This is a genomic window from Mesorhizobium sp. M2D.F.Ca.ET.226.01.1.1 (genome assembly GCF_004022705.2).
Classification (GTDB): Bacteria; Pseudomonadota; Alphaproteobacteria; order Rhizobiales; family Rhizobiaceae; genus Mesorhizobium.
In genome coordinates this window covers 76,051-100,472 of record NZ_RZOY02000016.1, presented here as the reverse complement: position 1 = coordinate 100,472, position 24,422 = coordinate 76,051, and the positions used below count along the sequence as shown (strand labels likewise).

Here is a 24,422-nt window from a genome sequence, read left to right as displayed (position 1 = left end):
CAGCCTATTCGTGGTGTCATTTCAGAGACATGTTTAAGAATTCGCGCTCCCGGGAAACCCAAAGCGGCGGCCAAACGGTTCCAGGAATGTCTCAGATGGGTAATACTATAACGCCTAGGAAAATATTCCACAAGTCATACTCCCGACTGCTCGGGCACACGACAGGCACTAAGTCGTAGCGTCTTTGATCGCTTCTGATGCCCATTCGGTCATAAGTGATGCAAGGGTCGGCATCGGCGTGGCATAGATCGTCCGGGTAACCGGGTCCCAAGAGCTCTGAAGCGCGACAACCCAATATCGAACCTCTGGGCCTGGATCGATCCGGAATCCGAAAATTGGTCCGCCACTCATACCCTCGGCGCTCTTGGGTTCGGGCCCGTCTATCTTGGCCACGAACTGGGCGTGGCGTCTAGGTTTGCGGTTGGGATCAGCGGTCGCCGGCGTCAAAAACACCATAACGGGCGTTGCGCTAGCGCCGACACCCGGCGTTACCCGGCCGGGCGTGAGTTCCGTCGGCAGGCCGAGTAGGGCGTACCCGTCAAAGGTAACTCTATGTTGATGAGCCCATTGCTCCTCGCTTAGCGCAACCACGCCATTCTTCGAGAGCAACCGGGCAAAGTGTGGATCGATTGCAATGACGCCGAAATCTAGCCCTTCCCCGTCATCATCGACATAGAACAGATCGGCGTTCACTAAGTCGAACGGCATCGGGACATCGCTGATGGTCCGAAGGCCGAACGTGTCCGCAAAGGCGGAACTTTCAATCCTGACCTTCGGATGACTGCGCAGTTCGTCTAGTTCCTTCAATACGTGGCCGGCCGTGAGAAAGCATAGCACGCCGTGGATGAAGATTAGTGTGCCAGAGCAGATTGAGAAGCGTTCCGGCTTGTCGTCATCGTCAGGGATGTGGCGATACGTTACGCCGAGACCGACGAGGTGTTGGCAAAAGTATTGGACTAAGCCGTTTCCAGGAGCGGTGGTCATGAGATCGCCTTCTCTGCCAGAAGTGCTGCGAAATTGCTCACCACTTGCTGCCGCAGGGTTTCCGCCTCCAATTTCCTTGCCGTGGCGATGAGCCTCACCGCTTGGGCGACGTCACCGGGATGCACCGGCTTGTCACCCACTTCGACGAATGGCCCGTCCGTTTCCGTGAGGAGTCGGTCGAGCGGAAGCGACCTAACAAGCTCTCGACCTCGCTCATTGCGGAACATCGCTTGGTTGACCGAGAAGTAGCAACCAAATGCGGCGGCGCGCCGAGCTTCAGGAATCGTGCCGCTGAACCAGTGGAACACGACACGCCCAGCGGATCGCGGAAAGAGCTCCTCAAGGTGGTCTAGAATTTGCGCTGTGGTGCGGACGGCATGAATTGACAGCACCTTGCCACCCCGGGTCGCGCAAATCTGTAGGATATGACGGAAGACCTCCGTCTGCTTTTCCATGCTTCGGTAGAAACGGGGGCCGGCGTCAAGCCCGATCTCACCAACGTAGCGAGTTTCGGGAAGCAATGCCTCAAACAGTGGAATCTCATTCCAACGTTCCTCGGCTAGGTGTGGGTGAAGCCCTAGTCCGACACGGACGAACTCTTTGCCCTTCGCGAGCTTCTGGTTCTGGCGGAAAGCCTTTGGCGTCGTCGTGACCGCGAGCGTTGCCGTGCGGGCCTCCTCGCATAGGGCAATGGCCTGAGCCAAGTCGGGATAAAGGTCGAGGTGGCAGTGAAAATCGACGAAACGGGGCGGAGATGTCATCAGGCGGGCTTCGCTTTGACCTTTTTCAATAAGCTTCCGACCTCCGCCATACCCCGACGGAAAACCCCAATGTAGTCTGCCAATTCGCTGGGCGCATCGGCCAGCGGCCCAGGCAATCGCACCAAGGCGTCCGCTAAATGAGGTGCCGCCGCAAGCTTGTCCACCATCAACTGGAACGAACGAACGTGCTCACCTTCGGCCGATCGGGTATCGAGCGTGTGATCATCAAGGCTCGGTACCGCATATAGGGTGGGGTCGACTATGCCAAGACTCGGGGTAAGGGATGCCCGACGTATCAGGCAAGGCACGCAGGTTCCGCAATGGCGGGGCGACATCCTCTTGTACCGCGCCTTTGCGGGCGAGGAGCAAGACATTGAACTCGCCACCACCTGCCTGAGAAACGGCAAATCCTTGCAGGCAACTACCATCTCGCCCTTTGTCGTGTGGCGATACGGGTTCACCAATGTCACCGGGATGCCCAAGTTGGCGATAAGTTCGTTGATCCTCGCCATATAGAAGGGATGCGTCGTTCGGGTACTTAAGGCTCCCAACCTGAGGGGATCCAATGGCACGTTGAGTCCGATGAGACCGTTCTCCGGCACGACGACTTGGACGGTCTTGGCCAGAGACGAGGCCGCCAAGGTCGCCAGCGCAAAAAATAGGAATGAACGGCCGCGTTGGGTTTCTTCTATTTCGCCTGTGTCAATATGGTTTTTGTCGAAGCCCAGACGAGTTCGCAATGCATGGATCTCTCCGACCTTCTTTCCTAGTTGATTGAGGAGAGCCTGCTGCGCTTTGCTTGTCTCCGAGTCCCAGTAGTGGCTTACAAGGAGTGGTCGCCGTCCCCTATCGAAGAGATCGATGGCTCCGATCAGGCTGTCGAGCCCTCCGGAAAACAGACAGACCTCATCAAAGCCTGCCAACGCCATGACCGTCGGAACCGGCGCCAACGAACTGAAACCAGGTGGCCGCTCCCTAAAGAATATCCTCCAGTGATCACCGGTCAGGAATCTCAGAGTGCGTCCCAGCAAATCAGTTTGGGATCGCCAGAGTGCGACATCCGACACCGGCACAGTCAGATCCAGTTCGCGGGTCCAGCCGTTCTGTGCGTTCCGTGCGCGCGACACCCTGGTGTCCGCGGCGTTGATCAGCGCTGCCAGGATCAGAAAGTCAACGGCGGTCTCAGACGGACAAAGCCCCAGGGTTTTGAGCTTTTCAAGGGCGTCCCCGATCCCGTAGTCCAAGCGGCTGAATGTATTGACGAACTGGACCTCTACTGGAACCGCGTCAGGTTGAACTATGGAGACCGCTGCCGTATCCAAAACGCCCATTCGGCCGATGAAGGCAAAGCGTCTCATCGTCACTCTCCGAACGCCTCGAGAAGCGCGAAAGCGCCCTCGTAGATCGTTTTCACGAAGCCGTCGATCTGTGCGCGTGGAATGCTCGCCAACGTCCTGCCTGCCGCGGCAAATACGTCGCTGACCTTGCCTTGGATATAGTCCCGGAGAGTATTTTCCACGCTACGCAGTGTGGCCGTATCGCTCGACAGCTTGACCGCACCGCCGGCGAGTTCGTTGAACAGCTTCGCAGTGATCGATCGCGCAATTGTGCCAAGGAAAATCGCCTCCAATGCCGGTGGTGGCAAAGCGTCAAACGGTACGTCCCCGCTGGCTGCCAATTCGGCTGCGGTCTCGAGCATCGCCGAACGCGCAATCGCCTCGTCGATCGGACCCCCGTCAGGGCACAGGACATCTGTCAGCGCGGTCAGGACCTGGCTAGCGGGTGATCCGGCCAGACTTTCAAGGTTGAAGGGGCGTAGCGCCTCTGCCGCGCCCTGAGTGCCCACGTCGTTTGCCAACTGGCCGAGACCGGAAGCCACTCTGCGCGAGGGGGCCATCACCCTCGCAGCGGCACCGGCACCGCCCATAGCGCGCACGTATCGCGCCGCACTCTTACCGAGTCCCGATCGGGTGCTACCGCCACCCGACCCGGAAGCGGCTCGCGAGAAGGCTGAGCGAGCCGGACCGAATGTCTCTACCCCATCAATCACCGGAAGGGGTGGTAGAGTGACTGCGGGCACGACTGGCTGCGGAGGAGCGAAGACGGACGCAGGTTGGGCCGGGGCTCCGGGCGCGCCTGGTTGGTTGGGCACGGGTGTCGGCGTCGACGGTGGCGGAACCGGAGCAGGCGTCGGGGTTGGGCCGTCTACCCAGGTGGGTGTCAGCGCACGCTTCGACCCCTTGTTGCCTCCTGACGTCCCCATCAGTGCTTCGCCTTCAGGGGCGTATCGAGCTCCATCTTAGCAACGGCGCTCAAAGGTTTGTTACCAGAATCCCGCCACTTCTCGAGCAACCCCTTGAATGCTGCGGCTTGCGGTCCGGTAACGGAAGAACCCCAGCCGGTCGTTACCCAGCCCCCTATGTTTGCCGCGGGCAATCTATCGAGTAAGGCAATCAGTGGGGGCCGCAGTTCGGGTCTAGTGTTGCAGAGAGCTGCTAAACCGTCTGCAGCAATAGGGCGTTTGCTCAGGTCGTCCGCGGTATCGACTTTTGCAGCGAGCGCGTGGAATATTCGCTCTGCGTCTACCGACGTGAGCCCTGACAACTCAGAAACAGCTACCGATTTGGCGCCGAGAGAGGAAGCTGAAAGCCTTTCGACCATCTCCTCCACCGGTCCTGCGGCGAGCACACTTGCTAGGGCGGCGCGCCGATCACGGCTCACAAAGAAATATGGTCGCAGGTCTATGCCGGCGAGAGGGAACCGAATACCGGCCCACCGCTTCGCCCATTCGATGTTCGGCCAATCCTTGCCCAACGACTCGGCGATATCGACTGGCTTCTTTTTGCCGCTTGATTTCGCGGTGTCTGGCGGAGAGCCGGATGCCAAGGCTTCGAGAGCAGCTACCGTCTTCGAGTGCCCGTTGGCGTCGAGCTCCAAGGCGATTGCGTCAAAGACCTCCGGGGCGAACCGCTCCGCCAGCATCAACTTTGCCAGCACGGTCTCTTTTATCTCATCGCGGAATTTGCGCTCGTCCGCGATCGCGAGCCGGAGGGTGAGCGTGTTGACGAATCGCTTAACCTGGCGCGGATTCCCACGAGCCCCCTCGGCCAGCATCGGGGTGATCTCGGCAGCTAGCTGTATCCCTGCTTCCAGTTGGGATGGTATGGGGTTAAGGGCCGTTGCGATCTTGGCCCGGTCAAAGCCTTTGTCGAGCCAAGGTCTCTGTAAAGCGTCACGGGCGATCGGCAGAACCTTCTTAAACTCATCCTCTTTCAGGCCCGACGACAAGGCTAGAAGGAGCGTAAGGTAGATGCGGGTTTCGACTGAACCGAGGGGCGGCATCCTGAAAGGGACTTGGATCAGCTTTTCCAGATAATTCCGCGCATAGCTCCCGGAACCTTGGGAGGCGGGCAAGTCCGGGAAATGGTTCCGCACGGCATACTCAATCATGCCCTCGTCGGCGGCCACCACAAACGCTGCACGCGGCACGAACAGAAACAGTCGCACTGCCTCTAGGGTTGCGATTGCGGTTGCTGGCAAACAGCGGTCGAGGTCATCTATCAGAACCACCAGCCGATCGATATCCGCCGCTTCCAGAAGCTCCTCGAAGTCCTTTCGGAACTCATGCATGCGCTGCGGCGTAGTTTCCCCGGTTGAGGAGTTGCTCTTCAGATGAGCCGATGCCCCGTCGAGCACCCTGTTTAGCATCTCCCCCGTAAGAACTTCTCCAGGGTTGGAGATGAGCTGCTTGGCAGCCGACGCCACACCTTCCAAAAGGCCGCCTGCAGGGATACCTGTCAAAAGCGTCAGTGCTGCCCCACCGGCTGTTCGGGCGACTTTGAACCAGTCGACGTTTTTGAGAACGGCAGCCGCTTTCTCCTTCACCTTGGTCGTTAGTGTCCGCTTGGCCAGCAACTCCGAAACGATTGTTTCGATCAGAACGGCCTTGGCATCATCGTAACCTTCGAAGGCCCAACCGTTGAAACGGACGCAAAGAGTACGCTTATCGCCGGAAAACGCCGCCTCGATCATCAGAAGGGCGCTTGATTTCCCCGCACCCCAATCGCCATGCAAACCGATGGTTAGCGGATCACCTGACCTTGCCCTAATAAGTCCCGCCACTGTCTTCGCGATCGGCTCGTAGTACAGGAAATCCACGGCCGTTTCGTTGTCGGCGACAATCATACATTCCCCCCCCACTCTTCGGAACAAATATACTCCTTTCATCAGACGACACAATACTTTCGCGCGTTGGACTAACACATATGCTCAACAGCTCTTCCCGCCGCCGCGAAAGTGCTAACCGACATTGGCACCTTCGGATCCGTCAACGTAGTGATGAGCGCTGCCTCGGTGAGCCGTCCGCGCGAGGCGTTACATGAAAGTAACATCACGGGCAATTCGATGAGGTCCATGTCACGAAAATCGTTGAAAAATCTGGTGCCGACAGAGAGGATTGAACTTCCGATCTTCGGTTTACAAAAAACTTGCTGGGCCGCAAGCATCTTTCATCGCCTGCGGACTGATTGACAGTTGCGGTCCACTGATAATCGCCCGCCTGAGCTCCATCCCTAGCTGCCGCTCGGTAGCACGCGAAGACTTGCCGCCTGACTTACTTGCCGCGGGTCCTGACCCGGTGAGTCTCATGCCGTTGGCCCGTCGCCACAGCGCGCCAGTGCATCGCGAGCGCGACAATGCCCGCGAGGGTTAGCGCGCCAAAGATTGTTGGCTCAAGACCCGGCAGCACGGTCGCATTGCCGATGCACGGATCGGCCAGCTCCTTGTGAAATTCAGTGCAGATACGAGCCGGATCGTTTAGCGTCCGGAGCTGCGACCAATCCCAAACGCTGGCGCCTGGGTCCTTCTTGCCGTCGTTCAGCATTACCGTCGCGGAGAGAAACGTACTCCAGAAATAGACCAGCGCAATCGCGGGCAGCAGGGAGAAGACTGTAATCATGGCGCCTTGATAGACGCGGCCTTCACGCGAACCCGTATCGATCCCGTCGAAGCCGACAACCGGTATTCGCTCATGCCATTTCGAGCCGGCGCGTAGGGAATAGACCCGTCCAACGAGTGAGGTTAGTGCGAGCAAAATTGAACATATCGGGATTGCGATCATTACTGCAGGCACCCTCGCCTTCATGACCAGCTTTGCACCGAATATCTCTTCCCCGCCTTGCGCTGCCACCCAAGAATTCAGGGCGTAATAGAGAAGGAGCGCACTGACCACAAACCAAACCTTGCTGAGCTGCGATTGCGTCATTTGCACCTCTTGATCGTTATGGTGGCCACGGCTCGTTCGGCAGACCGGGCTACTGACCTACTAATTCAGCCGATAGCGCCATATCGAAATTCATTTTGAGGCGGGCACGGGCAATCAGATTTTTCGGCCCGACAGTGATGTCGAGAAGTTCAATCGACGGAGTGTCAGCGGAAATCTTCGATCCCGGAACGTTGGTATTGTGAACGGCCTTCAAAATCTCATCGGACGCGTCGTTGATCTGCTTGTTGAGATCGACTTTCGAATGAGCCTCTAAATCTGCCAGGATCTGGGTTTCGAATAGGGATTGAGCTGCCTTCCAGAAGGCGTTGTCCAGGACCGTCGCGAAATGCAATTCACTGATCGAGATCGCTGTTCCAGTTTTCTCGACGCGGGGTAGCCCTGAGAGGTAAACCCAGCCGGTCGTATTCAGGAACTTGCCCGGCAGCTTTGCCTTGACCTTCAAGCCCACCACGACGGAGCCCGCGCTAGGATAGAGATCAACATCATCGATCTTGACATCGACGGTGCCTGCGGGGGTCTGCTGCTGGAAATCGCGACCCTTAAGGTTCTTTGACAGCTCGGCCGACAGCAATTCATAGGGTGCAGTTGCTTGCAGGGTGATATCGGCCTGACTTCGATCGGCTGATGTTTTACCCAATGGCGGCAGAGGCTGGGACTGCGTGGCAACTGGTTCTGCGGCAAGACTGGTCTTTGCCGCGACACGCACGGTCATCTTCATGCCTTGCGCTTCACCGACCAGGCCCGAAAAGCTAGCCGCTGTGGGGACGATGTTGAGATAGACCGGCGTGCTGTCCGCTCGGTCGATCTTGATCGAAATGGCGTGCCATTGGGCCTCAACCTTTGACCGAAGTGCCTCACAGGGCAGAGCTTTGGCGATGGCATCCTGTATCTTGGAACGGTGGTCATTGACCTGGCCGTTCAACACGTCGGCCAGTCCCAGATTGATCGGCCCTGCGCAGACTTGGGGGTGCCCCAGGTTTCCAAAATCAAGGCCGAGACAGTTTTGCCCACGACCTCTACCGAAGCACTGCTCACCCATCTGCCGGTTGGGGTTCCGGCGAGCACGGGGCACCACCTATCGTTCATATCGAGCTGCAGATCGAGGCCGGGGACCAGCCGAGCCTCGAAGTTCTTCCCGGAAAGCGAAAGCAGTTTGGCGAGGTCGCCGCCGACGCCGGCCTGACCGCTGACAAACAGCGGCTGTTCGACGTGAACGCCATTGCCTGCCCGGGCCACGACAAGAGGGCCATCGGTTTTGATATCAGCGTGCCAATGATAGTCGGCGCATTGGTTCGTAGTGCCAATGCTCGGCGCGGTAACGTCAGGCACTTCAGCGCAAACACGGACACCGATCCAACGGCACTCAGTATGATGTCCCACGTGTCCGGGATTAATATGAGGAACACCGACACATCCGATTTGACCGTCTCCCTGCACTGGAACGGATTGCGGTATCTTCGATTGCGCTGCTTGCACTAGCGTCTCATACGGGATTTGTGCCACCAGCGTGAGAACGCTGTCTGTCACGGGTGCTGGCGGCACATCGGCAGTGCCACCATGGGGTGGCGCCTGGAACAGATTTTTTTCGCAGCCCGAAACGCTAAGCAAGATGAGAAGGACCGGAACGAACCGGCGAGCGGCGGCGGCAAAGTGAGCGACACGCAACTTCGTGTCCGGTCCGGTAAGCGCTGTCATGGACGTCTCCCCCAAGAATGCTCTGCACCTGCTGAAGCGGTGGCGCTGAGAGACACCGCGATCTCTACGTGATCGAATGATCTTCAGGTCCCCCGGCGCAGGCCGGCGCCGCAGCGCTTGCCGCCAAAGACACCCGAACAAGCGATCCCGCCCTACGAACTTCGCTGAGAACTCTATTCTTCACATTGACCGCACATTACTCTTTGTTGCATAGTGATGTAAGAGGAGTCTGGGGTTTTTGAAAGAAATTTCCCGATCAGCAGCGTGAGCCGAAAGGCCTTCGAGTGGAAGTTGTTAGCCGCTTAAACATACAGCGTTTGAACGCTAATCGTTTTAAGTCAAATCTCTCAATTACTATCGTCAAATAGAGTTCTATCGACTTTCCCTATTCCTTGGAGGGAGGAACCTACCATGGCCGCGACTAATTTGTTCGACGAGCGACGCCGCGCGGTAATGATTGCGGCTGCAAAACGATGGAAAGCACAGCCGCCAACGCCTGCGACGACGCAAGTGACGCCTTCGGAACAGGCGCGCTACGACGCTCGCCGTTCGAGCTTTGATCAGGCGAGCGAACTGAAGGCACAAGGCCGTCTTCCGGTGTTTGTCGAGCGGAAGATAGGCCCTACCCTGGACTGGTACACCTTGCCGCCAGACGATGCTGCCCGAGCCGCTGGCCGGCCGGTCGCGCGCATCGTGGCCAACGTCGATCCCAAGGTCGATCCGGTCGGGTTTGCGACCGGGTTCATGGTCTCACCTAACGTTCTTCTGACCAACTGGCACGTATTTCCGGATCCCGGCTCAGTACGAGGAACCGGCGCCAACTTTCTTCATGATGAGACGGCATCGGGGGTCGCCCGCGGCATCATTTTCGAGTTTGATCCGGACGCCCTTTTCTTCTCAGCGGAGGATCTCGATTTCGCGCTCGTCGCGGTGAAGCCGAAGGCGATCACCGGCGAGCTTCTCTCCTCTGTCAACTTCCTGGCGATCAATGGATCGCGGTCAAAGATCCTGCCTGGAATGCCGATCCGGATGATCGAATATCCTGATGGCGGGCCAAAACGCTATGCGATGCAGAATTGCCGGCTGCTTGAGCTGCGGGACGACGGTTTCCTCCGGTACGAGACCGACACCGAGGAAGGATCATCGGGCTCCGCCTGCTATTCGCAAATGTGGGAGGTCGTCGGTTTGCACCACGCCTCCATCCCAAAAATGCGTGGCAACACGATCCTCAACAAGGACGGTTCTGCGTGGTCACCTGGGCAACCGGACGAAGGAATAGACTGGATCGCTAACGAGGGTGTGCGGATAAGCGCATTGGTCAAGGCCTTCGGCGGGCTTGTGCCGACCACGCCCGCCTCCAAGCATCTTTTGGACGAATTGCTGGCCAACACGACCGATCCTACCGATGAGGTCGCGAAGCTGGCGACGCCTCGCGCGCCAGAAGCGCTGCTACGTCCTGATCCCTCCAAAATTTTCGCAAACACGAAAGGAAACGTGATGGGCGGCGTTACCATGAATTTTTCCGGACCAGTGACGATTTTCGTTGGTAGCGGTGTGCCGGCATCACAGCTTCCTCAGGCGACGGCCGAGATCGCGAGAGACGAGGCGCTCGAGAAAGCACTTCGCTTCGACCCCAATTACGACGATCGAGAAGGCTATAACCCCGATTTCCTCGAAAACGATATCACCGTGCCGCTGCCTCGCATTTCGCAGGAGCGGGACCAGGAGATGTATAAGGAAAATGGCCAGACCGTCGTGCTCAAGTACCATCACTTCAGCCTGGCAATGAACGCTTCCCGGCGAATGCAGATGTGGTCAGCGGTTAACGTCGATTACGATCCATCGAAAAAGACCTCCGGCGGCCGCGCCTTCTTCGGACAAGATCGTTGGGTATTTGACCCGCGAATCCCGCAGCAATACCAGTTGGGCGATCCAGATATTTACGCGCCCGCCAAACAGATTGACCGGGGCCATATCGTGCGGCGGGAAGACAATGCCTGGGGCGATACGCCGACGGAAATCGAGTTTGCCAATTCCGACACGTTTCACTTCTCAAATTGCACGCCGCAGCACGCCGCCTTCAACCGCTCCCAACCGGGAAGGCAATGGCCAGGAGTTCAAGGCTTGTGGGGCGGCTTCGAAAATCACATTCAACGCGACTTGCAAACCGGTGACACGCGCGCCTGCATCATAGCGGGACCGATCTTGGGCGCGAACGATCCGTCTGAGGATTTTGGGACCGGCGTCGTGCAGTATCCTCTTGTCTTTTGGAAAGTGGTTGCGGTCTCGGCGCGCGATACCAACGGGCGCCGGTCGCTACGCACCTACGGCTTCAGGCTTTCCCAAAAGGATGTCGTCGACCGCTTCGGAGTGGAATTCGCGCCCGGCGAGTATGCACGCTATCAAGTCGCCCTGTCAGCCATAAGCGAAGAGGCCGGCGTTATCTTTGACGATGTCCTCTTGCGCGCCGATACACACGCCGAGGCGTAACGAGGCACTCGGCGTGGGAGCGACGGCCAGCTGTCGCATATCTGATCTCGTCGCTCCAGAAGGCCGCCGCTCACGCGGCGGCTGCTTCGGAGGCGCTGAAACGCGACAGATAGTCTGCGGCGCGCTGCGCGTGTGCCGCGGCGGCGAAGATCGCTCGCTTGTCCCCCTTCAACACGGACAGCCAGTGACCGATGTAAGCGGCGTGGTCGTCGCGATCCTCGAGCCGCAGCCCCAGGTCGGCGCAAAGGAATGCGGCGCCCAACTCGGCCACAAGCTCCTCGCGGGAATAGCCGTCGTCTCCGAACCGCTTGCCGCCGAGATCACGGTCAAGGCGTGTGGCGTGCCGGGTCCAATGTGCCGATTCGTGGGCAATTGTTGCATAGTACGCCTGCGCATCCCGGAAAGCCTCGAAGGGGGGCATTTGGATGATGTCGAGAGCCGGGGTGTAGTAGGCGCAGTCGCCGCCATGACGGATGTCCGCGCGCGTGGCGGCGAAGAAGGCTTCGGCATGGGCAATTCGCTCAGCCGGGTTGCGGACATTTTCGGCGCGGGCATAGAAGTGAGCCGGCAGACCGTCGACCTGCTCGACGTTGAAGACCGTGTAGGCCTTCAGGAACGGGATGAAGCGCTCGGCCTCATCGCCGGTGGCCTCGTCGGTCTCGGTGCGCCGCAGGGTGTCCGCATACACGACGGGAGAGCCCTTTTCGCCCTTGCGGACCCGACCGCCCAGCTCGATGGCCTGCTTGAAGGTCACCCAGATCGGCGCGGCATAGTGCCCGGTCATCGCGGACTCCCAGAGCGTCAGGACGTTGATGCCGGCATAGGGCTTGCCGTTGTGGCGAAGCGGCCGGGAGACGTGGCCGGCGGCATGGGCGGCACTCCAGGGCTGCGTCCAGGGTTTCACGCCCTGCTCGAGGGCTTCGATGATCTGGTTGGTGATGCGGCTGTAGACGTCCTGCCGCGGGGTTTCGTTGGTGTCCGACATGACCTTGCTCCTTTTGCGTCGGGTTTTTCTCAAGACGCGGAGAAGCAGGGCCGGGCGATTGAGCCGGCCGGTCAGGCCCTAACACGGTCCCGCCCCTTCGCGGCGGGAGTGGTGCGGGCGGGGTTTGACCGGGCGGCGCGCCTGGCCGATATCGCGGCAAAGATTGAGAAAACCGTTGCAAGGGCAGATCGCCGGAAAGCCGACCGCGCGGCAGGGAACTAGACAGGAAGCGCTCCTGCAAAGGCAGGCAGCACGCGCGTCAAGGCAAATGGACGTCGCTACAAGAGACGAACGCTGCCACAGCCGTTTTCAGGTACGAGCCCATGGCTGGCCTATGCGACTGGGAAAATGATGACGATCTGGGCGAGAGCCCCGCGACCGCTACTTGGGCTGTGTATAGTCGACCTTCTCACCGTCTTCTTTGACGAATTCGCGCACCGGATGGTCGAGCAGCGGCAGCACCGCCTCCGAAGGCCGGCAGAGCCTTGTGCCCTTGGGCGTCTGGACGATCGGCCGGTTGATGAGGATCGGATGGGCGAGCATGAAATCGATCAGCTCGTCGTCGCTCCACGTCGGATCGGCAAGTCCAAGCTCGGCGTATGGCGTGCCCTTCTCCCGCAGCAGCTCGCGCGCGGTGATGCCCATCGCCGCGATCAGCTCAAGCAGCCGTTCGCGACCCGGCGGCGTCTTCAGATATTCGATCACCACCGGCTCCTCGCCGCTGGCGCGGATCATGGCGAGCGTGTTGCGCGAGGTGCCGCAAGCGGGGTTGTGGTAGATCGTGATCGTCATGACTTGCCTTTGAATGGTGGGGCTTTCAGTGGCTTGATTGCTGAACGGTTTCGGGCCTGAGCAGCCAGCCCATCAGCGCCAGCCCGATCAGGGCCCCGAACAGCTCGGCGACGACGAAGCCCGGCAGATCGACCGGTCTGATGCCGGAAAAGGTGTTGGTGAGCGAGCGCGCCACCGCGACGGCCGGATTGGCGAAGGACGTGGACGCCGTGAACCAATAGGCGGCGGTGATGTAGAGGCCGACCAGCCATGGCACGGCGCGTTGCTCGAAGCGGAGGCCGGCGAGGATGACGGCGACGAGCCCGAATGTCGCAACGGCTTCGGAGAACCATTGCGCGGGGCCGGCACGCAGCTTCGTGGCAATCTCCAGCACCGGCAAGGCGAACATCAGATGCGCTGCGACCGTGCCGGCTATCCCGCCGACGACCTGCGCGACCAGATAGGCCGGAAGATCGCGGGCCGGCAGCGTCCGGTTGAGGCAGAACATCAGCGAGACGGCCGGATTGAAGTGGGCGCCGGAGATCGGCCCGAGGATGGTGATCAACACCACCAGCATGGCGCCGGTCGCCAGCGTGTTGCCGAGCAGCGCCAGCCCCATATCAGGCGTCAGCGTCTCGGCCATAATGCCGGAGCCGACGACCGTTGTGACCAGGAGGCCCGTGCCTAAGGCTTCGGCGGCAAACCGACGGCGAAGATCGAAGGTTGTCATTTCATATTGCTGCCTGGTCCCCGGGATTCGCCTTGATTAGACCGTCTCCGCGGCCAAAATGCCCCTGCACCTGTTAGAACGGTCCTTTCGGAGTAAAACCTATAAAATCACGATACCCAGGTAGATGAGGGTAGATAGCGCGAAAGGCAGCCATTTGGATTGAATATTTAGCCGCCGGCCTATGGCTTTATGCTGGTCGGCGGAAAGGCCGGCCAATTCCTGCAGATCGGCAAGCGTGTCAATGACTACGGCATCAATCTTCGACAACATAAAAAAATAGAGGCTCCAGCTGACAACGAAGGCAGCCGTCAGGCTGACAAGCACCAGGTAGTCTGGCCAACTCCAACTGGACAACTGCCAAAGCGGGCGCAGCATTTCACCCTTGGTCTGGTCTCGTTCGATCAACCAGGCTCCGAATCCAAGAACGGCACCGAGCGCCGCGAGGATGATGAGGCGTCTCGTATCCATGTTGCGCTTGAAAAGATCGAAATAGATGTCAGCCGGATCCACCAAACTCACCTCCTTTGGCTAGGCTGTCGGCGAGGAGCCTGGCCGACTGCGACAGGCGCTCGCCTGAGCTGCATACCTGGCTGAAGCACCGCGAAGACATGTCTATAGCCCCGGATCAGGCGTTCCAGCAGCGCAACCATCATATGTCGCTGCTTGGTGCGAACGTCATCATCTAAGCGCTTCTGGCGCGTTGCGGCACACTTATTTTGCGTGTTCGTTTTCAGCTGATTCATTGGTTCTGCCTGGTAAGAGCAGGCCCAACGTTACTGCCCTTCTTTTCCAAGCGAGAAGCGGTAGACATTGCTGTCGCGTTTCTGAAATCCAAGCCTTTGGTAAAGCCGGTTTGCAGCCTCTCTGGATGGGCGGGAAGTCAGATCGACGGTCTTCGCTCCCGCGGCTCCTGACCGAGCGAGCGCCTCGCGAGTGAGGGCTTCGGCAATTCCTTGTCCGCGATAAGCCTCGTCAACGACTACGTCCTCGATGATTCCGCGCACCCCTGTGGGAATGCGGAAGACCACAAGAGTGAGCATACCGACAATCTTCTCGGCGGCGCGTGCGGCCAAGATGATGGTGGCCGGAGAAGCCACAATCTCTTCAAGTTCACCCTTGCTAGGCATCCTGGCTGATGATGACAGCTGCCTCACCAGTTCTGCGAACGCCTCAGCGACCGCTGGCGTGATCGCAATTACTTCTTCTATCTCAATCTGCAATGAGAACCCGCCCCTGCTTCGACCATCGCAACGCGAAATTACCCACCGTGCGAATGACTGCAACGGCCTCCGCGCCGGGGCACCAAGAGTAAGGTTTGATCAATAGTGTCCAACGCATTTAGCGCTAGGCCTAACGCGCTAGAGAAACCCTCTTACGCGTTAGGCGTTATTCGCAGCGACACATACTCCTTCTGAATCTCAGAAGGACATTCAAGGCCATTAATGCGCATTAGTGCAAAATTTCAGGTTGCCACCTTTTGTCTCTCGTATCCGCCACATATAGCCGACTACATGATCACAGCTATCCAACGCTTATTACTTACTTAGAATATTTTTGCGCGAGATCATCCGCCGCTATCATATCTATCCTTCGTGGCGATGCTTGAGCCTTGGATTGCGGCGCCCTTATCGCAATCATGATTTGCTGAGTCAAGCTTGTTTTGAACAAGATAATGTGACAATTGTCTTTCGCCAAAAAGCGTCGCTATGGCGTCACTGTTATCGGTAAAAAACATTGGAGAACTGTCACAGTATTACAATTGCATTTCATAGGTGAATTACTCATTTTTTCGGTTCCGTGCTGGGCGGCGAAGGCGGGGTTATTGGTAGTGGTTGAATCGATTGAAACGACACTAGGGATATGGGACGCGTCACTTCGCGAAGTGAAGTCGCGCATCAGGGGGCTTTTCCCTCAGGAGCGAGTGGCGACTTCGGCCGGTTTGTTCCTTGAAGGCCTGCTCCGGGACGAGCGCCGCAAGACCGGCTGGATGAGAGCTAAGGCTGCGGGCGACCCAGGGCCCTGGCGCCAACAGGCCATTCTCGGAAGGGCCAAATGGGACGCAGACGCTTTGCGCGACATCGTGCGTAAGTATGCGCTCGAAACACTGGCCGACAGCGACGCAGTCCTCGTCATAGACGAGACGGGCTTCATCAAGCAGGGCAAGACGTCCTGTGGGGTAGCGCGGCAGATCAACGGCTCGACGGGCAAAATGGCAAATTGCCAGATCGGCCTATTTGCGGCTTATGTGTCCAGGCACGGGCATGCATTCATTGACCGCGCCCTGTATCTTCCGAGGGCCTGGACGGAAGACTCTGCCCGCTTGGCGCGGGCCCACGTGCCTGTGGGCGCGACTTTCACAACAAAGTCCCGCATGGCGCTGGACATGATCGCACGCACCGTCGGTGCCGACGTACCTTTAAGCTGGATAGCTGTTGATCACGTCTGGGGTGTCGACATTGAGATGGCTCTGCGGCGCTGGTGCAAGGGCTACGTGGTTGGCGTCAGCGCGAGCCACAATTTCTTCCTCACCCGCCCCGCTTTTTCCCAGCAGGTCGGGACGGCAGAAGACATCGCGCGATCCGTCCATCCCTCTCAGTGGCGGAGCCTATCTCTACAAGAGGGTCTGCAAGGTTCCGAAACTTGGGCTTACTGCCCCTTCGCTGACCTGGATGTCGCGGAATACGATAACGCACGTTCTGGGCTCTGGACTGCAGGGCTCCTGATCCGGCGCGATGCGAACCATGCTTGCCGGTACTTTGCAACATGGTCTCCAGCAGGAACCGAAATCGAAACACTCTTCGCGGTGCGGCAATGTTGCAGGATCGCCGAGGACGGCCTCGGCGCGGCGAAGAGCGAACTGGGTCTCGAACATAACGAAACCCGTTCTTGGCACGGGTGGCATCGCCACGTCTCGCTGGTCATGCTGGCTTACGCGATGGTGCAGACCGTCCGTCACAAGACGGGCCACTGGCCCTCTGGACCGGTTGGACGATTCATGGTGGCCAGCCGCCGGTTCGACCGCTTGCCAAGGATCCCCAAGAGACCCAAACCGGGATCGCTCGGCGCCGTGTCTATCACCCCTCGGAACGATCAATCTGCGAATGTCGCCGTAAGCCATTCCTCATCAAAATGCCGGCCAAACAGTAGAAACCGATAGTTCTGCCATGAGATCACCCCTCAAGAGAGCTCCAAGGCGTGCAAAAGCCCTAATCGCTGTCAGGTCGATAGATCGAGATGTCAGTGGTCTTGCAGGAGCAACTGGTTTGGAAGCGGGAATACCAGTGAAACAGTCCAAAAAATTGCAGAACTTGCACTATGCCCAGGCAATGTTGAGGCAAATCCGTCAAACAGCGCAGGCAGACGGAGAGAGCCTCCTGACCTATTTGGTCGAGATGGCTTACCTGGAAGTCAGCGATCGGATCAGGGCAACTTGGGCTTTGAAAGGCAACAATCCCAATCCCGACCCCTAGATCCCTCGGTCGAGCGATTTTCCCGGCCGCGCGGATTGCGACAGCGACCCTGCTGGCCAAGGGAATGGTCCCCAGTTTTGGGACCGGCTCGTACAGCGTGTTGTCCCTATGCACCACGCGCATTGGACCATCGAACGTTTTGAACCGTTAAGCTGAACAAACGCAAGGAGAACATTTGTGACTAAGAGCAATACAGAACTTACGACGGTGGGCGGAGATAGTACTGAACAGTCACCCGTCGAGCAGCTGGATGCCGAACGGACAGCCGCTGAACAGCATGAGGTGAGGCAGCCGACCATTGAAGACGAGAAAACTGAACTGTCAGCTGCGGATTTGTCATCTCTCACGGCGGATATCGTGTCAGCCTATGTCCGAGCCAACGCGATGCCTGTTGACGCTCTCCCGGACTTGATCGCCAGCGTGAATTCTGCGTTGAGGGGGATTGTACAGCCGTTTTCTCCGGAAGAACCTGACCTCGTTCCGGCGGTCAGTCGAAAGCGGTCTGTGTTCCCCGACTATATCGTGTGCCTAGAGGACGGAAGGAAGCTCAAGTCTCTTAAACGGCATCTCAGAACGTATTTCAATCTGACACCCGACGAATACAGAGCAAAGTGGGGACTTTCCGCTGACTATCCGATGGTGGCGTCCAATTATGCCGCTCATCGGTCCGTCATTGCAAAGTCCGCTGGTCTTGGCCGCAAAACAGCCGGTCGTAAGTCATCTGCAAAAAAGCAAGGGTAAAACCTGGCCTGCTCCTTCCCCTCGCGACCTCTGCACCTTTTGCCGCGGCAAACGCATCCTCCCCTGCGGAGTGATGGTGATGGGAATGCGGTTCAGCCATGGCGTAAAGGGCGAACAGCACGGTGCGCACGCTTCTCAAAGCCCGTTTTGCAATCGTTCTAGAACGTCCCTTCACGGATGTAGCCGCGAAATCGTGCTGTTGTAGCTATGGGCAACCTCGTCCCCGGCCGCCGGCAGAACCGCCTTTCTCCTATCTTGGTAGTGTCTCAGTTTGAATTTGGGCGGCTGCGGATCGCAGCCGTCCGACTGTCGCGCCATGCGCCGAACTCCTATATGCTTAGCGGAAAGCACGGAGTGGTTGAGTGATTGTCCGCTGCCTTGTCAAAATCGAAAACGAAGCGACGATGTGGACGTTCGCGTCAATGCCCGTAGTGGGTGACTCGGTGCATATGCCGTCAGGCGATAGTCTGGCCATTTATGCCGTGACCGAGATAACGCATGTTCCACAGCCGGTTGGCACGGAAAAGGTGCCGCTGGTGTTTGTCACGTTGGAGAGCGCATAGGATTAACAAATGCCCACCGGACCTAAAGGCCAAAAGTGACCAGCTGATGTGATCGGCGACGCCGTCCGCGTCATGCGCATTGCCACTGGCGAAGAAACCGGCGACGTGCAGGACGACGTTAAGAACGCCGCCGCCAAAGAGCTTGGTTCGAAGGGCGAGAAGAAGCGCGCGGCCAATATGTCACCGGAGCGGCGCGCCGAGATCGCTAAGAAGGCGGACCCTCCGCCACTTTGAGGGACGCGTGCCCCAAAATGAGCATTGGAGACGAACAGCGTTTCTCTCCGGCAGCTAAGAACAGCATCCGATACTTTATCGTCTATATAATTGATAGACATACTAGACCTCGTCAGCCATTTCCAAGGAGCAAGACGAGGATGTTAGCCGTGGAGAGATTTTCGAGACGGAAATTTAGCGCCATCGTGGCCGCTTTTGCGGTCACCTTGGTTGCTTCGTCCGCCCCTTTCGGGGCCAAGGCGGGCAGTCCGGACGCGGGTAAGCTGCCGTCCAAGATTCCGGAAGGCACTGTGCTTCGCATCGGCGATCCCGAGACGCAGAGGGCTCTGGAACTTTCCGGACTGATCAATCAACTGCCGTTCAAGGTCGAATGGGCCAATATCAGCGGCGGCCCACAGACAATCGAAGCTTTTCGCGCAAACGCGCTGGACGTCGGATCCGTCGCCGACATCCCGCCTATCCACGCGACCTGGACGGGCCTCAAGGTCAAGATCGTTGCCGCGAAGTTCCGCAAGGAACCGGTTGCGCACCCGATTTATCATCTCGGCATTGCGCCGGGCGTCAAGGTCAAGACGCTCGCGGATTTGCGCGGCAAACGGATCGCCTTCAGCCCTGGTCAGGCACAAGGCGCGCTGGTGCTGAGGGTGCTGCAGGCTGCGGGCCTCAAAAAAGAGGATGTCACTCTCATCGAATTGCCCAGCAAGGGTGATGCCTATCCGGTGGCACTTGCCAGCAAGCAAGTCGACGTCGCACCGATCTGGGGTGTCCTCGTCAAGCACTATCTCCACCAGTATGGCGCCGACGGCGCCACCACCATCCCGCACGGCCTGCGCGACGATCCAGCCCATCTCTATGCTCCACAGGCCGTGCTTGACGACCCGGCCAAAGCTGCCGCTCTCGGCGAATATGTACGCTACTGGGCTCTTGCGACCCGATGGGTGCAGGAACATCCCAAGGAGTGGATCGCGGGCTACTACGTCGCCACCCAAGGCCTCAACGCAGAAGATGGCCAGTATCTCGTCGACGCCGACGGTCAGTTCGACATTCCCCCGGACTGGAACGATGTGATCGTGCGCCAGCAGGCGACGATCGATCTCCTGGCCAGGGAACTGAACAGGCCCAGGATCAAGGCCGAGGACCTTTTCGACAGGCGCTTCGAGACGATCGCCGCAAATGCGTTGAACGCATCCTGACGCCCGCTTCCCTAGACTGGAGACGACCCAGATGAACGCAATCTCAAATACCGCCGCGGTTGCATTTCCCGTTCCCTACGCATCGGATCAAAGGGGGGTGATTACGCCCGCTGTACAGGCCCGCAAGACCGCGACGAGGCGTCGTCTTGCGCTTGGGCGAGCGATCCCGTTCGGCGCGCTGCTCGGGCCCGCACTTCTTCTCGTGATCTGGTCCATTGGCAGTATCGCCGGCCTGATCGACCCAAGAACGCTGCCGGCGCCCTGGTCGGTTATCGGCACGGCCATCGATCTCATCGCCGAAGGGAAGCTTCAGGTTCATTTGATGACGTCTGCCTGGCGGGCGGCACAGGGGCTGGTGTACGGCGTCCTGATCGGGACCACCCTCGCCCTCATTTCAGGTTTGTCGCGGCTCGGCGAGGCCATCATCGACGGCCCCGTTCAGATCAAGCAGGCGATACCGACGCTCGCGCTGATCCCGCTGCTGATGCTGTGGTTCGGCATCGGCGAAGGCATGAAAGTAACGACCATCGCGCTGGCTGTCCTGATCCCGATCTATATCCAGACCCACAGCAGCTTGCGCAGCATCGACAGCCGTTATGTCGAACTGGCCCAGACCTTACGAATGGGCTACGGCGAATTCATCCGTGAGGTCATCCTGCCAGGCGCCCTTCCCGGCTTCTTCCTCGGCCTGCGTTTGGCGGTGACCTATGCCTGGCTCTCTCTGGTGGTGGTCGAGCAGGTCAATGCCACCAGCGGCATCGGCTATATGATCGATCTGGCGCGCAACTACGGCCAGACCGACATCGTCATCGTCGGCCTCGTCGTCTACGCGTTGCTCGGTCTCGGCTGCGACGGCATCGTCCGCCTCTTCCAGGAAAGGTCGCTGTCATGGCGTCGCACCTTGGCGGATTGAGCGGCGCGCCGCTGGTGCGGGTCGAGAGCCTCGTGAGGAGTTTCGGGCCGCGGACCATTCTGGACGGCCTCAGCCTCGACATCGAAAAGGGAGAGTTCGTTGCCCTTCTCGGCCGTAGCGGGTCAGGCAAGAGTACATTGTTGCGCGCGCTCGCCGATCTCGATGACAAGGTCTCCGGGTCCGGCCGGCTCGAGACACCCGATAAGAAATCGGTGGTGTTTCAGGATGCCCGACTGTTGCCGTGGAAACGCGTGCTGGAGAACGTGGTTCTTGGCCTCGACCTGCCGGATGCCGCCGAACGCGGACGGACAGCTCTAGAAGAGGTTGGCCTGAGCGGCCGCGAGACCGCATGGCCGATTGAACTGTCTGGTGGCGAGCAGCAGCGCGTGGCCTTGGCGCGCTCGCTGGTTCGGGATCCTGAACTGCTGCTTGCGGACGAGCCGTTCGGCGCACTCGACGCGCTGACCCGCCTGCGCATGCACGATCTGCTGCGCCAGCTCTGCGCCCGCCACCAGCCTGCCGTACTGCTGGTCACTCATGACGTGGACGAAGCCGTGACGCTCGCGGACCGGGTCTTGGTGCTCGACAATGGCGCGATCGCCGCCGACATCGTCATCGATATCCCCAGGCCACGGGATCATGGCCACCGCCGGTTCGGCGAGTTTCGCTCCGCACTTCTGCGTCATCTCGGCGTCGAGACAAAGCCTGTGCTGCCGGTCTGAGGGCCCCCAAGACTTTTCGCTCAGCCTCACCACCCAGGAGGACCAACATATGCCCGCCCAATCACGACAGTTGAATCTCAACCTTTTCATCTATCCCGGCGGCCATCATGAGGCCGGCTGGCGCTACAAGGATTCCGCCCCGGATAGAGTGCTGGACATCGCCTATTATCAGGAACTGGCGAAGAAGGCCGAGGCGAGCAAGTTCGACGCGCTGTTCTTTGCCGACGGGCCTGCGCTCGCCGACAACATCCGCTACGCGAGCCGCTTCAGGCTGGAGCCGTTGACCTGGATTTCGGCGCTCGCCGCCGTAACGGAAAGAATAGGGTTCATCGCGACCGCCTCGACCACCTACAACGAACCCTACAACCTGGCCAGGCTGTTTGCTTCTGTCGATCATCTGAGCGGTGGGCGCGCCGGTTGGAACATCGTCACGACGGGTGACGAGTCCGCAGCGTTGAATTTCGGCTTTGACCGACATCCAACCCACGCCGACCGTTATGAGCGCGCCGGCGAGTTCGTTGATGTGGTAACCAAGCTCTGGGACAGCTGGGAGGACGACGCGCTCGTCTCGGATCGGGACTCCGGCATCTTTGCCGACACCGACAAGATCCACCCGATCAACCACATCGGCAAATATCATCGGGTGAAGGGTCCGCTCACGCTTCCGCGCTCTCCGCAGGGGCGTCCGGTCTACGTCCAGGCGGGTTCATCGGAAGACGGACGGTCGTTCGCAAGCCGCTATGCCGAGGCGATATTCACGGCCCATCAGACACTCGGCAACGCGCAGGAATTTTATGCCGACATCAAGGCGCGGGTGAAGTCGGTCGGCCGCAACCCTGACCACGTCAAGGTCTTGCCCGGCATCAGCCCGTTCATCGGTTCGACCGAGGCGGAAGCCAGGGCTCTGCATGACGAATTCAATGAGCTGACGCAGCCGGAATATTCCCTTCACCAGCTACGCCGCATCGTCGATGCCGACCTTTCCGGCTACAATCTGGACGGGCCATTTCCGCGCGAGCTCATCAGAGTCGAGGGCGAGCGCGGTGCGAGCAGCCGGTTCCATGTCGTGCTTGACATCATCGAGCGCGAGAATCCAACCATCCGCCAGTTGCTGCACCGCCTCGCCGGCGCGCGCGGGCATTGGGTCCAGGCCGGGACGCCCGAACAGATCGCCGACAACATCCAGGAATGGTTCGACAATGGTGCCGCGGATGGCTTCAACGTCATGCCGCCCTATCTGCAGGGCGGGTTCGACATATTTGCCGAGGAGGTGGTGCCGATCTTGCGCCGGCGCGGACTTTTCCGGCACGACTATGAGGGGGCGACGCTGAGGGACCATTTCGGTCTGCCGCGCCCTGACAACACCTTCAGCCAACCTCAAAAGGCGAGCGCCTGATTATTGTGGGCCATGTGTCACATTTTCCAAGGCCGCTGCACGGTAGAGTGACCAGCAACGCAGTAAGACGGCGCAGACCGTTAGGCTCTTAACAAGAGACCAATCTCCAGAGGGACCTCATCAAGATCCGGCCCTCGGCCGGCTGAAAGAGGCCGATGGCAATTGAGCGCTCACAAGGTGGATTGGATGATCCACACCAGATATCTGCACGGATCACCTCCCAGAAATGGGCGGCCGGTCCTGGAATCGAGCCGCCGTCGCGAGCCTTTCGGGGCCGCGGAGGCTTCTTTGTCTGCTGTCCTCAGGGCGAACGTTGCAGCAAATGAGAGTTTGCAGCGAGTGCACCAGTTCGTCGTTCGATCCCAGTTGCACTCAGCAATGCCGGCGATATCGTTCATTTTGCGATTCGTCGCCTGGAGGATCTATGCGTCAGCAGACAAAGCCGTTCGTCGTCGAGAAGAAGACGTCCCGAAAGCTCAAGACCGACAACCAGAAGACATCGATCTGGGGGAAGTTGGATTTGACGCTGAGGCAGGATCTTGCAGCGCAACGAGATGCGCCTGAACAGAGGGCCGCTGCAGAAGACATCACAGGCCGGGACTCGTAGACGGGAAAATCACCTGCGGCTGATGGCCCGCCAACATCTCGCCAGTCGAGGCATTGGGGCTCTGCCCCTCCCACAACGATCTATGCCTCTTCGCTGGGCTCCAGTGGCGACGCCTTCGCCGGCCGGTAATCATCTCAACCCAACCGATTTCATGCCTGTCTTAATCACGACATCAACGCCGTTCCAGCCCATCCGGGTGTCCCCCCCGCAATTTAGGCCTGCCAATCTTCGTCGCGCTAACATTCGGGCAGCACAAGAGTGTAGTCGGCGCGCCCGATTCCACGTCCAGCTTCACAAATCCGTTGCGACGATTTCGTACATGAAGGGGGCGGCTTTGCTTTGCGGCCGTTCCCCGAACAAGGATGAAAAAATGTCCAAGGTCACCGGTAAGTCCGATATGATCGAAAACGTCGAATTCTCTCCCGTCGACCCGTCCAAGGTTGCCGAGCGAGTCCGTGCTGTCGCGGACCAGAGCATTGAGAAGTCGAAGGAAATATTTTCCAAATTGAGCTCGGACGCTGAAACGGCTCAAACGGCTGTCAAATCGACGTTTGAAATGGCCAGGACCACCGGCAACGAGCTCCTCGTGAGAACGCTTGCCGCACTGCAGGCCAATGCCGAAGCCGGCTTCACGCACCTCGAAGCGCTGGTTGCCGTGAAATCGCCGTCTGAGTTCCTCGAACTGCAAGCCGCATTCCTGCGCAAACAGATCGAAAATTCGGCCGAGCACGCAAAGGCAATCCAGGCATTGATGTTGAGAGCTAGCGAGGATGTGTCGAAGCCGATTAAAGATGCCTTTGAAAAGGCCTGGGAAATCCGCAAGGCCGCCTGATTGCTTCAAGCAATCCGGGACGAAAGGTCAATACCTCGTCGACTGTCCCAT

The 24,422-nt window shown here is 59.0% G+C and carries 23 protein-coding genes and 1 pseudogene; 11 read left to right on the top strand and 13 right to left on the bottom strand.

Annotated features, from left to right (window positions below; genetic code table 11):
- Positions 1-168: 168 nt before the first annotated feature.
- The 8 genes from EN869_RS29585 to EN869_RS35280 all read right to left on the bottom strand — a co-directional run bounded on the left by EN869_RS29585 (position 169) and on the right by EN869_RS35280 (position 8,724).
- Positions 169-984 carry a hypothetical protein gene (locus EN869_RS29585; RefSeq protein ID WP_127229694.1) on the bottom strand — a complete coding sequence of 272 codons (816 nt, stop codon included), beginning with the start codon at positions 982-984 and terminating at the stop codon, positions 169-171.
- Positions 981-1,745: a Qat anti-phage system TatD family nuclease QatD gene (gene qatD, locus EN869_RS29580; RefSeq protein ID WP_127229693.1), complete on the bottom strand. Its 765-nt coding sequence runs from the start codon at positions 1,743-1,745 to the stop codon at positions 981-983. The genes EN869_RS29585 and qatD overlap by 4 nt, the downstream gene beginning before the upstream one ends.
- Positions 1,745-3,103: a Qat anti-phage system QueC-like protein QatC gene (gene qatC, locus EN869_RS29575; RefSeq protein WP_127229692.1), complete on the bottom strand. Its 1,359-nt coding sequence runs from the start codon at positions 3,101-3,103 to the stop codon at positions 1,745-1,747. The genes qatD and qatC overlap by 1 nt, the downstream gene beginning before the upstream one ends.
- 2 nt (positions 3,104-3,105) lie before the next feature.
- Positions 3,106-3,672: a Qat anti-phage system associated protein QatB gene (gene qatB / locus EN869_RS29570; RefSeq protein WP_348632217.1), complete on the bottom strand. Its 567-nt coding sequence runs from the start codon at positions 3,670-3,672 to the stop codon at positions 3,106-3,108.
- A 335-nt stretch (positions 3,673-4,007) separates the two neighbouring features.
- Positions 4,008-5,930 (bottom strand): Qat anti-phage system ATPase QatA, encoded by a 1,923-nt coding sequence (qatA, locus tag EN869_RS29565; RefSeq protein ID WP_167509407.1) that lies wholly within the window; start codon positions 5,928-5,930, stop codon positions 4,008-4,010.
- Between the two features lie 427 nt (positions 5,931-6,357).
- A complete protein-coding gene (locus tag EN869_RS29560) occupies positions 6,358-7,008 on the bottom strand; it encodes a hypothetical protein (protein WP_127229689.1) in 651 nt (216 codons plus the stop codon).
- A gap of 49 nt (positions 7,009-7,057) precedes the next feature.
- Entirely contained in the window at positions 7,058-7,951 is an 894-nt protein-coding gene (locus EN869_RS29555; protein WP_245514656.1) for a DUF4403 family protein, read from the bottom strand.
- Positions 7,948-8,724: a hypothetical protein gene (locus tag EN869_RS35280; protein WP_245514655.1), complete on the bottom strand. Its 777-nt coding sequence runs from the start codon at positions 8,722-8,724 to the stop codon at positions 7,948-7,950. The genes EN869_RS29555 and EN869_RS35280 overlap by 4 nt, the downstream gene beginning before the upstream one ends.
- A gap of 411 nt (positions 8,725-9,135) precedes the next feature.
- Here EN869_RS35280 and EN869_RS29550 point away from each other — a divergent pair, with 411 nt between their 5' ends.
- Positions 9,136-11,214 (top strand): DNA/RNA non-specific endonuclease, encoded by a 2,079-nt coding sequence (locus EN869_RS29550; protein ID WP_127229687.1) that lies wholly within the window; start codon positions 9,136-9,138, stop codon positions 11,212-11,214.
- Positions 11,215-11,284: 70 nt separating this feature from the next.
- Here EN869_RS29550 and EN869_RS29545 read toward each other — a convergent pair whose 3' ends face one another.
- The 5 genes from EN869_RS29545 to EN869_RS29525 form a co-directional block, all read right to left on the bottom strand.
- Positions 11,285-12,199, bottom strand: a complete 915-nt coding sequence (locus EN869_RS29545; protein ID WP_127229686.1) for a zincin-like metallopeptidase domain-containing protein — start codon at positions 12,197-12,199, stop codon at positions 11,285-11,287.
- Positions 12,200-12,580: 381 nt separating this feature from the next.
- Positions 12,581-12,991, bottom strand: coding sequence for an arsenate reductase (glutaredoxin) (gene arsC, locus EN869_RS29540; RefSeq protein WP_127229685.1), 411 nt, complete (start codon positions 12,989-12,991; stop codon positions 12,581-12,583).
- A 25-nt stretch (positions 12,992-13,016) separates the two neighbouring features.
- A complete protein-coding gene (locus EN869_RS29535) occupies positions 13,017-13,700 on the bottom strand; it encodes an MIP/aquaporin family protein (RefSeq protein WP_127229684.1) in 684 nt (227 codons plus the stop codon).
- Between the two features lie 99 nt (positions 13,701-13,799).
- Positions 13,800-14,210, bottom strand: a complete 411-nt coding sequence (locus EN869_RS29530) for a hypothetical protein (protein ID WP_127229683.1) — start codon at positions 14,208-14,210, stop codon at positions 13,800-13,802.
- A gap of 263 nt (positions 14,211-14,473) precedes the next feature.
- Positions 14,474-14,920 (bottom strand): GNAT family N-acetyltransferase, encoded by a 447-nt coding sequence (locus tag EN869_RS29525; RefSeq protein ID WP_245514654.1) that lies wholly within the window; start codon positions 14,918-14,920, stop codon positions 14,474-14,476.
- Positions 14,921-15,522: 602 nt separating this feature from the next.
- Between EN869_RS29525 and EN869_RS29520 the strand changes: the two are divergent.
- The 10 genes and pseudogenes from EN869_RS29520 to EN869_RS29475 all read left to right on the top strand — a co-directional run.
- A pseudogene (locus EN869_RS29520) lies at positions 15,523-16,659 on the top strand (IS701 family transposase); the annotation flags it as partial.
- A 322-nt stretch (positions 16,660-16,981) separates the two neighbouring features.
- The gene (locus EN869_RS29515; protein WP_126089415.1) at positions 16,982-17,170 is read left to right on the top strand and encodes a hypothetical protein; all 189 of its coding nucleotides are present in this window, start codon (positions 16,982-16,984) and stop codon (positions 17,168-17,170) included.
- Between the two features lie 177 nt (positions 17,171-17,347).
- Positions 17,348-17,911, top strand: coding sequence for a MucR family transcriptional regulator (locus EN869_RS29510; RefSeq protein WP_348632216.1), 564 nt, complete (start codon positions 17,348-17,350; stop codon positions 17,909-17,911).
- A gap of 611 nt (positions 17,912-18,522) precedes the next feature.
- Positions 18,523-18,708 carry an RNA-binding protein gene (locus tag EN869_RS29505; RefSeq protein ID WP_245489726.1) on the top strand — a complete coding sequence of 62 codons (186 nt, stop codon included), beginning with the start codon at positions 18,523-18,525 and terminating at the stop codon, positions 18,706-18,708.
- Positions 18,709-18,848: 140 nt separating this feature from the next.
- Positions 18,849-19,901: an ABC transporter substrate-binding protein gene (locus EN869_RS29500; protein ID WP_127229711.1), complete on the top strand. Its 1,053-nt coding sequence runs from the start codon at positions 18,849-18,851 to the stop codon at positions 19,899-19,901.
- 31 nt (positions 19,902-19,932) lie between these two features.
- On the top strand, positions 19,933-20,814 hold the full coding sequence (locus EN869_RS29495) for an ABC transporter permease (RefSeq protein ID WP_127229682.1): 882 nt from the start codon (positions 19,933-19,935) through the stop codon (positions 20,812-20,814).
- Complete coding sequence (locus tag EN869_RS29490; RefSeq protein WP_127229681.1) at positions 20,790-21,536, top strand: ABC transporter ATP-binding protein; 747 nt, start codon at positions 20,790-20,792, stop codon at positions 21,534-21,536. The genes EN869_RS29495 and EN869_RS29490 overlap by 25 nt, the downstream gene beginning before the upstream one ends.
- Before the next feature lie 49 nt (positions 21,537-21,585).
- The gene (locus tag EN869_RS29485) at positions 21,586-22,932 is read left to right on the top strand and encodes an LLM class flavin-dependent oxidoreductase (protein ID WP_127229680.1); all 1,347 of its coding nucleotides are present in this window, start codon (positions 21,586-21,588) and stop codon (positions 22,930-22,932) included.
- A 424-nt stretch (positions 22,933-23,356) separates the two neighbouring features.
- Positions 23,357-23,539: a hypothetical protein gene (locus tag EN869_RS29480; protein WP_126089420.1), complete on the top strand. Its 183-nt coding sequence runs from the start codon at positions 23,357-23,359 to the stop codon at positions 23,537-23,539.
- Positions 23,540-23,909: 370 nt separating this feature from the next.
- The gene (locus EN869_RS29475) at positions 23,910-24,371 is read left to right on the top strand and encodes a phasin (protein WP_127229679.1); all 462 of its coding nucleotides are present in this window, start codon (positions 23,910-23,912) and stop codon (positions 24,369-24,371) included.
- Positions 24,372-24,422 lie beyond the last annotated feature (51 nt).

Excerpts from the sequence above, each read along its gene's own strand:
- EN869_RS29585 (WP_127229694.1), bottom strand. The coding sequence starts at position 984 with ATGACCACCGCTCCTGGAAACGGCTTAGTCCAATACTTTTGCCAACAC.
- qatD (WP_127229693.1), bottom strand. The coding sequence starts at position 1,745 with ATGACATCTCCGCCCCGTTTCGTCGATTTTCACTGCCACCTCGACCTT.
- qatC (WP_127229692.1), bottom strand. The coding sequence starts at position 3,103 with ATGAGACGCTTTGCCTTCATCGGCCGAATGGGCGTTTTGGATACGGCA.
- qatB (WP_348632217.1), bottom strand. The coding sequence starts at position 3,672 with ATGGGCGGTGCCGGTGCCGCTGCGAGGGTGATGGCCCCCTCGCGCAGA.
- qatA (WP_167509407.1), bottom strand. The coding sequence starts at position 5,930 with ATGATTGTCGCCGACAACGAAACGGCCGTGGATTTCCTGTACTACGAG.
- EN869_RS29560 (WP_127229689.1), bottom strand. The coding sequence starts at position 7,008 with ATGACGCAATCGCAGCTCAGCAAGGTTTGGTTTGTGGTCAGTGCGCTC.
- EN869_RS35280 (WP_245514655.1), bottom strand. The coding sequence starts at position 8,724 with ATGACAGCGCTTACCGGACCGGACACGAAGTTGCGTGTCGCTCACTTT.
- EN869_RS29550 (WP_127229687.1), top strand. The coding sequence starts at position 9,136 with ATGGCCGCGACTAATTTGTTCGACGAGCGACGCCGCGCGGTAATGATT.
- EN869_RS29545 (WP_127229686.1), bottom strand. The coding sequence starts at position 12,199 with ATGTCGGACACCAACGAAACCCCGCGGCAGGACGTCTACAGCCGCATC.
- arsC (WP_127229685.1), bottom strand. The coding sequence starts at position 12,991 with ATGACGATCACGATCTACCACAACCCCGCTTGCGGCACCTCGCGCAAC.
- EN869_RS29535 (WP_127229684.1), bottom strand. The coding sequence starts at position 13,700 with ATGACAACCTTCGATCTTCGCCGTCGGTTTGCCGCCGAAGCCTTAGGC.
- EN869_RS29500 (WP_127229711.1), top strand. The coding sequence starts at position 18,849 with ATGTTAGCCGTGGAGAGATTTTCGAGACGGAAATTTAGCGCCATCGTG.
- EN869_RS29495 (WP_127229682.1), top strand. The coding sequence starts at position 19,933 with ATGAACGCAATCTCAAATACCGCCGCGGTTGCATTTCCCGTTCCCTAC.
- EN869_RS29490 (WP_127229681.1), top strand. The coding sequence starts at position 20,790 with ATGGCGTCGCACCTTGGCGGATTGAGCGGCGCGCCGCTGGTGCGGGTC.
- EN869_RS29485 (WP_127229680.1), top strand. The coding sequence starts at position 21,586 with ATGCCCGCCCAATCACGACAGTTGAATCTCAACCTTTTCATCTATCCC.
- EN869_RS29480 (WP_126089420.1), top strand. The coding sequence starts at position 23,357 with ATGCGTCAGCAGACAAAGCCGTTCGTCGTCGAGAAGAAGACGTCCCGA.
- EN869_RS29475 (WP_127229679.1), top strand. The coding sequence starts at position 23,910 with ATGTCCAAGGTCACCGGTAAGTCCGATATGATCGAAAACGTCGAATTC.